The following is a 13,458-nucleotide window of genomic DNA, read 5'->3' on the forward strand; positions in this document are numbered from 1 at the left end:
GCCGCCGCCCGGCGGTCTGCCTCATTCGCTCCGCTCGCCGCTCAGCAGGTCCAGCTTCGGCAGGCTCTCCGGAGCGAGATCCCGGATGATTTCGTAGAAGTCGAGCGCGAGCAGCCGCTGCGCGCGCCGCAGCAGCAGCGGCGCCGGGTGGCTCGGCTCGTGCAGTTCGAAATAGCGGCACATCTTGTCGAGGCCGAGGCGCACGTCGTCGCGGCTCGTGACCTCGGCGTCACGCCAGGCCCGTCCGTTCGGCAAAGCGGTCGGCGCGGATGTGGCTTGCGCGGCGCCGGACGCGGCCGGCGCAACCGGCGTCGAACCGTCCGGTGCGGCCGGCTGCACTGCCGACGCCGGCTCCGGCATCTCGCGGACGATGCGTTGCAACGCCTTCTCCGTATCGCTCGCATCCGGCGCCCATTCGCTGCCGAGCCGGTCTGTCACGCGCGCGCGGATCGCGTCCAGCGCGCGCAGCGCGGCGTGCACCGCGTCGATCGGCACGCGGCCGTCGTCGCGTGCGGTCGACAGCGCGGCGACCAGGCTGTCGCGACTGCCTGCCGCCGGGCCGCCCGCTTCGTCGCGGCCGTCGAGCGCGCGTTCGGCGTCGCGCACGCTCGGGCCGCCGTCGAACAGCGGCTGGCGCCGCGCCGCACGCGCACACTCGTGCGCGCCGGCCACATCGGCGAGCGCGTTGATCCGCGGTGTCGGGTCTGGTTCGCCGTCGGCGTCGAGGCGCGGATGAAGTTCGTCCCACCAGCGCTCGAGCAGGCCCGCGACGACCGCAAGCCCGTCCACGTAGCCGGGCATGCCGTGCTGCTCGGTCCAGCTGCGCGCGAGATACGCGGCGACGCGCAGGTCCTTCGTCCGCGCGCTCAGCGCGAGCGCGAGGCGCTCGATCGCGCGCCAGTCGGGCGTCTCGGCCGGGATCACGGTGTCGCCGTACTGCTGCTCGGCGCGCGGGGTCGCGCGTTCCTGAAGCTGCAGGAAATCGGCGTCGTATTCGAGGTTCTCGCCGCACGGCGCATCGGGCGCGACGTCCGCGAGCAGCCGGCCGATCAGGTCGGCGCGCGGTGTCGCCGCCGGCAGGCCGGGCGACGGCGAGGACAATGCGGCGGCCAGCGCCGCCTGGCTGACGTCATTCGAATGCATAGTCGATGCTGACCGGTTTGCTGCCGAAGTCGATCGCCACGGTGCGGTGCAACGGCGGCAGTGAGCCGTTGCGGATCTCGATCTGATAGACGCCCGGCGTCAGCGACACCGAGCGCAGCGGCGGGCTCGCGCCGCGCCGTGCGCCGTTCACGTACACGTCGCCCCACGGGCGCACGTTGAAGCGCACCTGGACGGTTTCCTGCTTCGGCGGACGCTGCTCTGCGGCCGGCGCGCTGACTGCGGCGACGGCCATGCCGGCGTCCGATGGCGACGCCGGTGCGGTCGACGGCGACGCGGCGGCCTCCGACGGCGGCACGTTGACGACGCGCTCCGACGCATCGAGGCTGCCGGCCGGCGCGATCGTCGAGCTCGAACCGGCTTGCGACGGCGTGGCGCCCGCGACGGCCGTGGCGGGCGTCGCGACCTGCGGCGCGGACGCGGCGGTCCCGACTGCAGGCGCGCTGGCGGGCGCGGCGGCCAGCGATGGCGGCGGCACCTGCGCGGACGATCCGGCCGGCAGGCTCGACGGCGGCACGACGATCGGCGTCGGACCATGCTGGGCGAGCATCGCTTCCGGCACACTGGCCGAGGACGCGGCGCCGGCCAGCGGCTGGCTTGCGCCGGCTTCCGGTTCGCTTGCGACACGCGCGGGTCGCGACAGATAGGTTGCGGCGATGCCGACAACGATCAGCGCGGCCAGCGCGCCACCCACGTAGGTGGGTATGCGCCGGTTGCCGGCCGGGATGAACGACGGGCGGCGCGGGGCGCGGGACGGGGGCGATGCGCCTGACGAGGATGCCGATGTGGATGCACCAGCGGCACCAGCGGCACCAGCAGAACCAGCAGAACCAGCAGAACCAGCAGAACCAGCAGAACCAGCAGAACCAGCAATCGGCCCTGCCGTTCCGTTCAGGTTCCCGCTAGCCGTTGCACTGCGCTGCCCGATGTCCGTCCCGTCGCTTGCCGATCGCATGCCGGCGCCATCATGCGCTTCGGGCTTCGACGCTGACTGCTGAGCCCGCTGCGCGTCCTTTGCGCGTTCCCCATTACCTTCACGCCCTTCGGGGCTCCCCGTTTTCGCGGACGGCGACGACGCTTGCGATACAGACGAAGAAGCGGGAGAAGAAGCGAACGACGCCCCCGCCCCCGCAGCCGCCTTCGACGCCGACGAAGCGCCGTCTTCCGGCTTGTCGCTGGCGGCAGCTGGGGCAGCTGGGGCAACTGGTGCGGCAGACGGCGGCGCGACGGCCGCACCATACCCGCCGCCGGCCCGATCGACATCCCGCAACCCGAGTTCCGCCGCGAAAGCCGCGACCGACTCCGGCCGATCCGGGATCCGCAATTGCAGCGCGTGATCGATCGCCGCGAGGAACGCCGGGCTGTACACCTCGCCGGCCGGCAACTCGCGCGACGCGAGCGGCCGGTACGTGTCCTTGATGCTGCGCACGACGGCCGCGGGCGGCAGTTCGCCCGTGATCATCGCGTGCATCACCGCGCCGAGCGCATAGAGATCCGTCCACGGCCCCTGGCTGAACGCGGGATCGTCGGTGTACTGCTCGATCGGCGCGTAGCCGGGCTTGATCATCATCGCGCCGTCGTCGACGAGATCGCCGATCCGCTTGCGTGCCGCGCCGAAGTCGAGCAGGATCGCGCTGCCGTTCGGGCGGATCAGCACGTTGTCGAGCGCGACGTCGCGATGAAAGCATTGCGCGCGATGCAGCGTGTCGAGCGCACCGAGCAGCGCGCCGACGATGTTGCGCAATTGCGTCTCGCTCATCCGCACGCCGCCGTCGAGCAGCTGCTTGAGCGTGCGCCCTTCGTAGAACGGCATGACCATGTATGCGGTGCCGTGGCTCTCCCAGAAATGCAGCACCTTGACGAGCCCCGGGTGGTCGAATTGCGCGAGCAGGCGCGCCTCGTTCAGGAACGCGCCGCGTCCCGCGTCGAACGCCTGCGCGAACCGCTCGGAACGCAGCGACACCGTGTAGTCGCCGCCGCGCGTCGCGAGCATCGACGGCATGTATTCCTTGATCGCGACCGCGCGCCGCAACGTGCGATCGAATGCGCGGTAGACGATGCCGAAACCGCCGATGCCCAGCACCTCGTCGAGCTGCAGCTCGCCGAGGCGATGACCGAGCGGCAGCGGCCGCACCGTGAATTCGGGCGCGTCGCCGCGGGTTGCCGTGTCGTGCTCGTTGTCTCTCGATGAAGGGTCCTTCATGTCCACCTCGCGATACCGCATCCGTGTGGCCCGCCGCCGGCCGCTAGCCGCCGAACAGCGTCAGGAACAGTGCGTTGTCGGGCACACCCGTATGCGCATGCGTGCGCAGCGGCGAACCGTCGGCGCGATTGGTCCACCAGAAGCTCGTCCCGCCGTGCGGATCGAAATAGCCGGACAGCCCGGGCCATGCAGCGAGCGCCGGCCGCTCCGGCAGCGTCGCCGGCATCCCGTCGACGCCTTCCGCCGGTAGCCCGCCGCCCGGCGCGAGCCGCACGCGCTCGAGCGCCTGCTCGAGATCGGCCGGCGCGCGCGCATGCCGGATCGCGTCGAGCAGCGCATGGCCGGCCTGCCAGTAGAACGCGTCGGCGGCGTCCGGCAGCCCGTTCCAGCCGTCGGCCGCCGGCATCGGCAGCGTCACGATCACCGGGTAGTAGCGCCCGACGCGGTCGCAGCTCGGCGCGAGACAGCCCGCCTGCACGCACGACGCGCCGGCGCCCGCCGGCACCAGGAAATTCCAGACCGGCGCGACCGTGTAGTGGCGCGCGATCTCGTCCGGGCCGAGCTGCCGCATCGCGGCCATTCCCGGCTGAAGCCAGAGCTCCCACCAGAGCGCGAGCGCGTGCGGCAGACGGCTGTTCACGAAGTCGCCGGCGCCCGGAATCTTTCCGTACCAGGCCGGGGCGTCGCCATCGGCGCGCGCGAGCGGCGGGAGGCGGCTCATTGCTTCGGAGGGCATGTAAAGGACTCCATCTGGGGCAGCCTGAACGGATTGCGGACACTGCCCGCATTCACCTGCAGCACGAGCGGTTTGCCGTCGACGGTGAAGCGCGCGATCATCTGGTCCGAGCCGCGCCCGGCCGACACGGCGGCGCGGTCGAACAGCCGGTGCAGCGCCCACGGCCCGCCGGTCGTGAAGCCGTCGGTCGCGCCGGCCTGCGCGGACACCTGCAGCCGCACCTGATTGCTGCCGCGCGGGCCGGGCCAGTCCACCGCGCTCTGCACGAGCGGGCCGTGCGCATAGCGGACGATCTGGCCGTCGACGTCGAGCACCATCTCCGTGATCGACGGGTCCATTTCGAGCGGCTGGATCTGCGCCTTCAGTTGCGCGGTGCGTGCGCCGCCGCCGAAATAGACGTCGCGGATCACCGCGGCCTTCTCGAACGACGCAAGCATCGCGGCCGCCGACGGATCGGCATCCGCATTGCGGTTCGCGAAACGCCACGGGTGCGACGTCGTATCGACGATCGACTGCAGGTTCTTCTGGAAGAAATCGTCCATCAGGCCGCCCGGCGCGAACATCTGCGCGAAATCCGCCGGTGCGACGTCGCGCGACGATCCGCGCGCGAACGGATAGCGGCCGACGATCGCCTGCCGGCAGAAGTCGCCGACGTTCGCGCCGGCCCGCTGCGCGACGCTGCGCTGCTCGACGGTCGCGACGCTGCCGTTCGCGACGTTCGACAGGTCGTCGAGCACGTCGCGGAACGGCGTGGGCAGCCGCCCGGCCTGCGCGCGCAGCCGCGCGGGCGCGTCGGACGGCGGCGGCTGGGCGCCGCTGCGCAGCGCATCGTCGGTGGCCGTCAGGTACGTATAGAGCGCGTCGATCGACTTCAGCACCGCGTCGAACGCCTGCGCCTGGTCGCCGCTGCCCGGCGCGAACGCGCGCAGCCCGGCGAAGTGGCTGTCGACCACCTGCTCGGGGCTCGCGGGCGCCGCCGCGGACGGATTCGCGTCGCCTGCGCCCTGCCCCGCGAAGATCTGCGACAGCGAGCTGCGCGCCTCGTCGACCTTGTCCTGTGCGCGCGACGCGAGATTGCGCGCGCCGCCCGGCGCATCGCCGAGCGCCGTGTCGCGCGCAAGCGCGATCATCAGCCGGGTAAGCGGCGAATCCGCCGACGACAGCGCACGTGCGACCTGGATGCTCTGCGCAAGCGTCGCCGTGCGCTGCAGCTTGATGTCGGCGAGATGGTCGTCCCAGATCTTCAGGTAGTCGTTCAGGTACAGCTGCCGGATGTCGCGCGCCCACGCGGCGGCGTCGTTCGGCCCGGGAATCTCGGACAGCCCGAGGTTCAGCACCCACACCTCCTCGCGCCCGTACGCGTCGACCTCGCCGGCAAGGCGCGGCGAGAACACGTTGCGATAGCCGTTGCGCGTATAGAGGCCCGGCACGCCTTCCGACAGCGGCTTGCCGCCCTGGCGGCGGAACACCAGCGATGCGTCGGGCCCCACCGCGCGCGCGACGCTGAAATCGAACGCGGCAGTCGCCGGCCGCAGCGTGCGCGTGAGCTGGCGGTACAGCCGCTGCGAGAACGGCACCTGCCGCAGCCGGTCGCGCACGTCGGCCACGAGCCGCTCGTTCATCGGATACGGCGACACCGCCACCCGGTTGCCGAACAACGCGGCGAGATGCGCACGCAGCGCCGAGCGTTCGGCCGGCGAGAAGTCGGGCGGCAGCGAGCGCTCCATTTCCAGGTCGACGACGGCCTGCACGAACGCGGGATCGTAGTGCGCGCTGTCGTACAGCATCAGATAGGCCTTCAGCGCCGCATACGCGTAGTCGGTTTCGTCCGGACGCGCGTCACTCAGCGCGGCCTCCATCCGGCGCGCGGCGATCGGCAGCAGCACGTCGTCGAGCGCGCGCCGGTACACGGCGTCGACGGCCTCGTCGATCTTCTCGCCCTGAAAGAGGCCCCAGCGGTATGCGAGCGGCGGATGCGACCGGTCGACGCCGCCGGCATTCGCGAGCCCGCCGAGTGCGTCGAGTACCGGCAGCAGCCGCGCGACGTCGGCCGCATCCGAGAATTTCGCGCCGGCGATCTGCGCATCGACGGCGGGCACGCGCTGCGCGATCCGGTCGAGATACGCGCGATTGTTCGAATAGCTGCGCAGCCATGCGGCCAGCACGGCCACGCTCACGAGCGCAAGCAGCGCGTAGCCGGCGATCTGCAGCACGCGCCGCTTCTGATGCCAGCGCAGGTCGCTGCCGGCGAGCGCGGCTTCGCGGAAGATGTGCTCCTGCAGCAGCGACTTCAGGAAGAAGCTGCGCCCGGTCGAGCCGACCTGTGCGACCGGCGGCACGCCCTCGATCTTCAGGAAGCGCTTGATGCCGCTCATCACGCGGTCGAACGCGGTGCCCTCCTGCGTGCCGCTCGTCAGGTAGACGCCGCGCAGCATCGGCATCGGCTCGAAGCTCGACACGGAAAACACTTCGGCGACGAACTGCCCGAGCATGTCCTGCAGGTCGGCCACCTGCTGCGGCAGCAGGTACGCCATCTCGCGCTGGCGCGCATCGGTCTGCGCGGCGAGCAGCTCGGGCAGCCCGTCATTCAGCCGCTGGTGCAGCAGCCGGTATTCGCGGTCGAACGCGGCGCGCAGGTCGAAGCCCGGCGCCTCGCTCTGCGCGAGCGGGAACGTGAAACCCCACACCTGCGCGCATTCCGCGCGGCCGAAGCCGCCGAAATACTCGGCGAAGCCGGCCAGCAGGTCGGCCTTCGTCACGAGCAGGTAGACCGGAAACCGGATGCCGAGCTGCGCGCGCAGTTCGAGCAGCCGCTTGCGCAGCACCATCGCGTGCTGCGTACGCTCGGCTTCCGACGCGCCGACCAGGTCGGCGACGCTGATCGTCAGCATCGCGCCGTTCAGCGGCTGGCGCGTGCGGTATTTCTTCAGCAACTCGACGAAGCCCTTCCACTCGGCTTCGTCGAGCGCGCGATTGCCTTCGTGCGTCGTATAGCGGCCGGCCGTGTCGATCAGCACCGCGTCGTTCGTGAACCACCAGTCGCAGTGCCGGGTGCCGCCCACGCCGCGAATCGCCGCGCGGCCGAATTGCTCGGCGAGCGGAAAGCTGAGCCCGGAATTGACGAGCGCGGTCGTCTTGCCCGAGCCCGGCGCGCCGATGAACACGTACCACGGGAGCTGGTACAGATACTGGCGCGACATCCGGTCGAACCAGCGCGCCCGCCCCTTGCGCGCGGTATCGGCCTGCCCGAAGCGGACTTTCTTCAGCAGCGTCGCGGCCTCGTCGAAGCGGCTGCGCAGCTCGTCGAGCTGGGCCTTCGCCGGATCGTCGGCGGTGGCCGGCCCGGGCGCGGCTTCACGCAGCTGGTTCAGCAACTGCGCGTTCAGGCGGCTCGCGTGCCAGCTTCGCCACGCGACGCGCGCGCCCCACGCGCCGAACAGCACCGCGATCGTCACCGCGCGCGCCCAGGCGCTCTCGAGCGGCCGGACCTCGGCGAACGCGAACAGCGGCCCGGCGAGCCACACGAAGCACGCGAGCACGACCAGACCGGCAACGGTCCAGATCTCCCGCGACGGCAACGGCCGGACGAAACGGGCGACAGCCTGGTTCATGTCAGTGCGCCCCCTGCGTCGCGCCGACGGCGGCGCTGCCGGGCGCCGGCAGCAGCGTGATCTCGACGCGCCGGTTCAGCGCGCGGTTCGCGGGCGTATCGTTCGGCGCGACCGGATCGAGCGTGCCGCGCCCCTCGGCCGCGAGCCGCTCCGGATGGTCGAGGCGCGCGGCGATCATGCCGCGCACGGCCTCCGCGCGTTCGCGCGACAGGTCCCAGTTCGATGCGAAGCGTGCCGTATGCACCGGCGTGTCGTCGGTATAGCCGGTCACGCGCACGTTGCCGGGCACCTGGTTCAGCGCATCCGCGACCCGCGCGAGCACCGGCGCGTAACGGTCGATCACCGACGTCGAGCCGGACTTGAACAGCCCGTCGCCACGCAGCACGATCACGCTGCGATCGGCGTCGTCGCGCACCGCCACGAGGCCGGCCGCGATCTCGGGCGCCAGGAACTTCGCGACGCGCGGCACCGGCGCCGGGCGCGGCGGCGCCTGCGCGGGCTGCAGCTTCGGCACGTGCAGCCCGTCGATCGACGCGAACAGCTGGTCCGAATGCCCGGCCAGCGCGACGCGCAGACCGACGAACACGCCGAAGCCGATCAGCAACGCGAGCGCCGCGCACACCCACAGCGGCACGACGAAGCGGCGCGCCACGTCGCGTGTGACGACGTCGCGCCAGTGCGGCGACAACGCGGCATCGAATTCGCCGCGCACCGAGCGGATCGTGTGGGCCAGCTGCCGGCGCAGCGCGTCGAGCTCCGCGTGGCCGTTGTCGAGCACCCGGTAGCGGCCTTCGAAACCGAGCGCGAGACAGAAATACAGCAGCTCCAGCAGGTCGAGATGCTGGCGCGGCTGCTGCGACAGGCGTTCGAGCAGGTGGAAGAACTTCTCGCCGCCCCAGGTTTCGTTATGGAACGACACGAGCAGGCTGTGCGACGACCACACGCTGCCGCCCCACGGCGTCAGCGCGGCTGCCTCGTCGAGCGCCGTGCACAGACAGTAGCGCGCGCCGATGATCGCCTCCGACGGCACGCCGGCTTCCTGTGCGCGCGCCTCGAACTGCCGGATCTCGACGACGAGATGCTCGCGCAGCCACGCCGGATTCGGATGATGGACGGTCGAGCGGATCTGCGGCACCAGGTTGAGCAGCGGGTTCGCGGCCGCGACGAGCGGGTTCGTGCCGCTCGCGGCCCAGCGGCCCGGGCGCGGCTGCGTGGCCGTCGGCCCGGCCGCGCCGGACGCCGCGGCCGGATGCATGCCGCCCGGATTCGGCGGCACGAATCCGCCGGCGCCGGCGGAAATCGAATCGGAGGAAGAATTCATCGCGCTGCCCCGCCCTCACCCGCGTATCGCCCAGAACTCCATCGAGAGCCCGGGGAATTCGCCGGCGAAATGAAATGCGAGACCGCCGGAGCGCGCCAGCTGCTTCCACAGGTCGCCGCCCTTGTCGATCTCGAAGTACGTATGACCCGCGTGATACGGGATCTGCCGCGGCGCAACCGGCAACTGGCGCATCGTGATGCCCGGCAGCTGCAACTGCACCAGGTCGCGGATCCGCTCGACCGGGCCGAGTTTCGCCTGCGCGGGAAACCGCGCGCGCAGGCTGTCGGCCGGCACGTCCGCGCGCACCGCGAGCACGAAGCCGGCCGTGTCGCGCAGCGCGGGATCGGCGAGCGTCGCGACCCGGATGCCGTTGCCCGCGTCGCGCAGCTCGATCTGGATCGCGTTTTGCTCCAGCACCGTCGACAGCGACCGGCGCAGCTCCGTCATCAGTTCGGCGAAGCTCGTGCGCAGGTCGTCGTGCACGTAGACCGCGAGCGATTGCGGGCGCCGGCCGGCCGCCGTGAACGTGCTGAGGTCGCACGCGAGCTTCAGCCAGTCACGGAACAGCGCCTCAGGATGCGTCGCGACATCCTGCTGCGCATGCCAGGTCAGCGCCAGATAGCGGTTCACGAGTTGCAGCAGCAGGAAATCCGCGACTTCCGACACGCCGCCGCGCCCCGGTTCCGACAGGCGCTCGGCCAGCGCTTCGCTGCGCTGCGTCAGCAGTCCGTGCAGTTCGCGCGTGTACGCCAGCAACGCGGCATCGCGCTGCGCGACCAGGCGCGGCGGAATGTAGCCGTCGTCGACGAGCAGCCGCGCGTCGGTACGCCGCTCGACGATCCGCACGACGCCGAGCGCATGCCAGTCGCCGGTCAGCTCGGTGTCGAGCATCAGCCGGACGTTCAGGCGCCCTGTCTGCAGCAGCGCGGGGCCGAGCGCGACCGCGTTCGCGTCAGCCACTTCGTACTCGCGCACCACGTAGCGTGCGACGTCCGGGCCGCCGCCGCTGGCCGCGTCGGCACCGAACGACACCTCCTCGCCACCGCCGCGCCACAGCGGCAGCGCGAGCACGACCAATGGGTCCTTCACATCGGCCGGCACGTCGAGCGGTTCGGGGAGATCATCGGGATGCGACAGGTCGAACGGCGTGCCGTCGCGCATCACGCCCGCCGCCGCGCGCAATGCGACCTTGCCGAGCGCGAGCTGCTCACGGTCGATCTCGAGCGTGTCGAAACCCCAGTAGAACCCCTGCAGCGGCACGCAACGCAGCGCGACGTAGCGTTCCCAGTGCCGTTCGAGCTGCTGGAAATGCTGCGGCCGCAGGAACATCCCCTCGGTCCACACCACGCGCTGACGCAGTGCGACGACCGGCGTGGCGGACATGGTCGGTTCCGTCATGGGCGCCCCCGCGCGTCGTTCAACGCGAGACCGCCGTTCCTGACCGCGATCGACAGCTTGAGCTCGCCGGGCGACGTCTGCCAGAACTTGTATGCGTTGAGCTGCTTGGCGCGCGGCAGCGGCACCGTCAGGCGCCAGCGGTTCCTGTCGAGCATCCGGTATTCGGCGACGACGCCGATCGCACCGGCCTCGACATTGCCGCGGTAGTGCAGCGTGCGCGACTCGCCCGGCCGCAGGATCACGCGATCGGTGCCGAGCAGGTCCGCGCCGAGGATGTTCTCCGGCTTGTCCTGGAGCGAGAAGAAGTCCGCGCCATCGAACGCCGACGCCGCGCGCAGCTGGAACACCTTCAGCACGATCGGCGAAGGCTTGCGGTTGAGGTCAGGGTTGACGTCCGGCGCAACGTCGACCGTGATCGCATACGGCACTGCGGCGGCACGCTCCGTCGCGCCGCATCCGGGCAACAGCAATGCACATCCCAATACGATGAACCCGCTCGACCGCCATCGCATATTTCACCCTCGCAGCGCAATAATCCCCCCGCCAGTTTCCATACGCGAAACCGGAGTTCCGGACTAAAAAGGGACAATTAATTGACCGGTAATTATGTGGCTTGCATATCCTTTCGCTTGAATTGTATTCGGCAATTTATCCTTGTAAAAAGCCGGGTCAAATCGCCAATTACGAGCCGGGATCGAAATTGGGGAGATGACGATGGGTTGAATTGATTTCAGTCATTTTGAGAAGACGTGTTAATCCGACCGGTTCGCCGCGGCGGCCCGGTTCTATTGCATGGACACTTGCTGTATGGACGCGGAACCCAGGCTCGCCGGCTGTCGACGGTGGGTGGCTTACGCCCCGTGGGTCGTGCGCGGCTGTTTGCATTGCCCGAATGGACGGCCCGCCGTTTCGACCATTGACGGGCGCAGAGCAAACAACTGACGAATCCCAAAAGCACAGCGAACTATAGAATCGATTTTATGGATTAACAAGTCGAAAAGCCGGAATTGATTTGAGTGGTAACTCGAACGCAATTCGCCAATTGAAACAAAAAGTAACGGCGGCATCGGCCGGCATGATTGGCACTAAAATCCAACAGCGCTTGTGCGCCACCTTCCAATTACGCAAATATTTCATTTCAACATGAAAGGCCGCTCATCGATCGTGATTTGTCTCGGCGCCTTGTTGCTGGGAGTCGGCGGGTGCAGCACGTCTCCCACGCAGTCGGCGGCGCGCGCCGCGGTCGACAGCGCGCGCGCGGCCTACAGCGCCGGCGACTACGGACGCACGATCGCGATCCTGAGCCATGCGCAGGAAATCGACGGAGCCGATACCGATACGCAGGTCGCCGCGCACAAGCTGCTCGCGTTCAGCTACTGCGTGACGAACCGTATCGCGCCGTGCCGCGCGGAATTCTCGAAGATTCTGGACCTCAACCCGCGCTTCGACTTGTCCCCCGCCGAGAAGGGGCATCCGATCTGGGGGCCCGCGTTCGAATTCGCGCGCCGCAGACATGCGTCGTCATCCTGACCGAACCGGTTTCCCTGCGAGCGCTTCATGACCGAGCGACGTATGACATGCAACTGATCGTGATCGAACACGCCGGCGAGCCGGTCGAAAGCGACTCCTATGACGCCGTCGTGTTCCACCCGCCCGGCGGCACCATCGGGCGGGCCACCGACAACCATCTCGTGCTGCGCGACGACACCCGGCAGGTCTCCCGGCTGCAGGCCCTGCTGCAGGTCGGCGACGATGCGTGCCTGCTGAAGAACCTGAGCAGCGTGTCGACGATCGAGGTGAATCGCGAGCCCGTCGGCTATGCGCAGGAGCGCCCGCTCAATACCGGCGACATCATCCGCATCGGGCCGTACGTGCTGCGGGCCGAGCGTGACGACGGACATGAGGCGCCGGTCGTCGACATGCCCTCCGCTTCCAACGCCAGCCCCGCCCAGCCAGGCGCGCCGGAGATGGCCGCTCGCGCACACGGCGAGACGAAAGGCGCCGGCAACCGGCTGTGGGGCCTGCTGCAGGATCGCCTCGTCCCGCGCGGCAAGGCGGCGGACGCCGGCACCCGGTCCGGCACGGCGCGCAGGGAGGCTGGGCAGCCGGCAAGCCGCACCGCGCCATCGGCGCCATCGCAGCGCGACCTGAATCAGCTGTCGACTGATCCGCTCGACCTGTTCGCGCAGTCGTCGCCCGATATCGTTGGATCGGGTTCGGCGTCACCGGCCGAACGCGGCAAGGCGGATCGCGGCGAGTCGTCCGCGACGCAGGCCGACCACGCGCCCGAGTGGACGCAGCATGTGCGCGTGCAACCGGCGGCAGCGCACGCCGGGCCGCGGCCGGCCGACGCACCTGCACCGCAGGCTAGCCGCGTGCCGACGCCCGACGAACTGCTGAACGCGTTCTTCGAAGGCGCCGGACTCGATACCGCCGCCGAATCGCATCAGTGGTCGGCTGAACAGTTGTACATCGCGGGGCAGTTGCTGGCGCTGTTCGCGAACGGCACGGTCGAGCTGCTGTCGTCGCGCAGCATCCTGAAGCGGGAGGTGAAGGCGCACATGACGATGCTGCTCGATCGCGAGAACAACCCGCTGAAGCTGCTGCCGGACGGCGGCGCCGTGCTGCGCCAGATGTTCGGACTGCCGCTGCCGGGCTTCATGTCGCCGCAGAGCGCGGTCAGCGACGCGTTCCAGGATCTGCATGCGCACCAGATCGGCATGGTCGCGGGCATGCGCGCCGCGCTCATGGACCTGCTGACGCGCTTTTCGCCGCAGCGGCTGCGCGAGCGCGACGATGCGATGCGCTGGTACGAGAAGCGGGTGCCCGCGCTCTACAAGGCGAGGATGTGGGATCGCTACGCGGCGACCCATCGCGACACGGTGTTCGCGATCGAGGACGATTTCGCGTCGGTGTTCGGCAAGGCGTTTCTCGCGGCGTACGACGCGGAGGTGGAAAGCTATCGCGGCAGCAGTCGGCATTGAGCGGCGGGCGCCGTGTGTCCCGTGCTCGACGGAAGCGACCGCCA

General features: G+C 69.9%; 9 protein-coding genes. 2 read left to right on the top strand and 7 right to left on the bottom strand.

Annotated elements, in window-relative coordinates; all coding sequences use genetic code 11:
- Positions 1–21: 21 nt before the first annotated feature.
- From tssA to tssJ, 7 genes are read right to left on the bottom strand one after another with little or no spacing between them, the layout of a single operon-like run.
- Entirely contained in the window at positions 22–1,143 is a 1,122-nt protein-coding gene (gene tssA / locus DIE21_RS17300; protein WP_124498844.1) for a type VI secretion system protein TssA, read from the bottom strand.
- Positions 1,130–3,364 (bottom strand): serine/threonine-protein kinase, encoded by a 2,235-nt coding sequence (locus tag DIE21_RS17305; protein WP_124498845.1) that lies wholly within the window; start codon positions 3,362–3,364, stop codon positions 1,130–1,132. The genes tssA and DIE21_RS17305 overlap by 14 nt, the downstream gene beginning before the upstream one ends.
- Before the next feature lie 43 nt (positions 3,365–3,407).
- Positions 3,408–4,100 (bottom strand): type VI secretion system-associated protein TagF, encoded by a 693-nt coding sequence (gene tagF, locus DIE21_RS17310; RefSeq protein ID WP_124498846.1) that lies wholly within the window; start codon positions 4,098–4,100, stop codon positions 3,408–3,410.
- Complete coding sequence (gene tssM, locus DIE21_RS17315; protein ID WP_124498847.1) at positions 4,082–7,711, bottom strand: type VI secretion system membrane subunit TssM; 3,630 nt, start codon at positions 7,709–7,711, stop codon at positions 4,082–4,084. The genes tagF and tssM overlap by 19 nt, the downstream gene beginning before the upstream one ends.
- A 1-nt stretch (position 7,712) precedes the next feature.
- Positions 7,713–9,032 (bottom strand): DotU family type VI secretion system protein, encoded by a 1,320-nt coding sequence (locus DIE21_RS17320; protein WP_124498848.1) that lies wholly within the window; start codon positions 9,030–9,032, stop codon positions 7,713–7,715.
- Between the two features lie 15 nt (positions 9,033–9,047).
- The gene (gene tssK / locus DIE21_RS17325; protein ID WP_124498849.1) at positions 9,048–10,430 is read right to left on the bottom strand and encodes a type VI secretion system baseplate subunit TssK; all 1,383 of its coding nucleotides are present in this window, start codon (positions 10,428–10,430) and stop codon (positions 9,048–9,050) included.
- Entirely contained in the window at positions 10,427–10,942 is a 516-nt protein-coding gene (tssJ, locus tag DIE21_RS17330; RefSeq protein ID WP_124498850.1) for a type VI secretion system lipoprotein TssJ, read from the bottom strand. Before tssJ ends, tssK begins: the two co-directional genes overlap by 4 nt.
- A 631-nt stretch (positions 10,943–11,573) precedes the next feature.
- Here tssJ and DIE21_RS17335 point away from each other — a divergent pair.
- Both DIE21_RS17335 and tagH read left to right on the top strand, forming a co-directional pair.
- On the top strand, positions 11,574–11,960 hold the full coding sequence (locus DIE21_RS17335) for a TssQ family T6SS-associated lipoprotein (protein WP_124498851.1): 387 nt from the start codon (positions 11,574–11,576) through the stop codon (positions 11,958–11,960).
- 47 nt (positions 11,961–12,007) lie between these two features.
- Positions 12,008–13,414, top strand: a complete 1,407-nt coding sequence (tagH, locus tag DIE21_RS17340) for a type VI secretion system-associated FHA domain protein TagH (protein ID WP_124498852.1) — start codon at positions 12,008–12,010, stop codon at positions 13,412–13,414.
- Positions 13,415–13,458 lie beyond the last annotated feature (44 nt).

Source organism: Burkholderia sp. Bp9140 (genome assembly GCF_003853425.1).
GTDB lineage: Bacteria > Pseudomonadota > Gammaproteobacteria > Burkholderiales > Burkholderiaceae > Burkholderia.

Excerpts from the sequence above, each read along its gene's own strand:
- tssA (WP_124498844.1), bottom strand. The coding sequence starts at position 1,143 with ATGCATTCGAATGACGTCAGCCAGGCGGCGCTGGCCGCCGCATTGTCC.
- DIE21_RS17305 (WP_124498845.1), bottom strand. The coding sequence starts at position 3,364 with ATGAAGGACCCTTCATCGAGAGACAACGAGCACGACACGGCAACCCGC.
- tagF (WP_124498846.1), bottom strand. The coding sequence starts at position 4,100 with ATGCCCTCCGAAGCAATGAGCCGCCTCCCGCCGCTCGCGCGCGCCGAT.
- tssM (WP_124498847.1), bottom strand. The coding sequence starts at position 7,711 with ATGAACCAGGCTGTCGCCCGTTTCGTCCGGCCGTTGCCGTCGCGGGAG.
- DIE21_RS17320 (WP_124498848.1), bottom strand. The coding sequence starts at position 9,032 with ATGAATTCTTCCTCCGATTCGATTTCCGCCGGCGCCGGCGGATTCGTG.
- tssK (WP_124498849.1), bottom strand. The coding sequence starts at position 10,430 with ATGACGGAACCGACCATGTCCGCCACGCCGGTCGTCGCACTGCGTCAG.
- tssJ (WP_124498850.1), bottom strand. The coding sequence starts at position 10,942 with ATGCGATGGCGGTCGAGCGGGTTCATCGTATTGGGATGTGCATTGCTG.
- DIE21_RS17335 (WP_124498851.1), top strand. The coding sequence starts at position 11,574 with ATGAAAGGCCGCTCATCGATCGTGATTTGTCTCGGCGCCTTGTTGCTG.
- tagH (WP_124498852.1), top strand. The coding sequence starts at position 12,008 with ATGCAACTGATCGTGATCGAACACGCCGGCGAGCCGGTCGAAAGCGAC.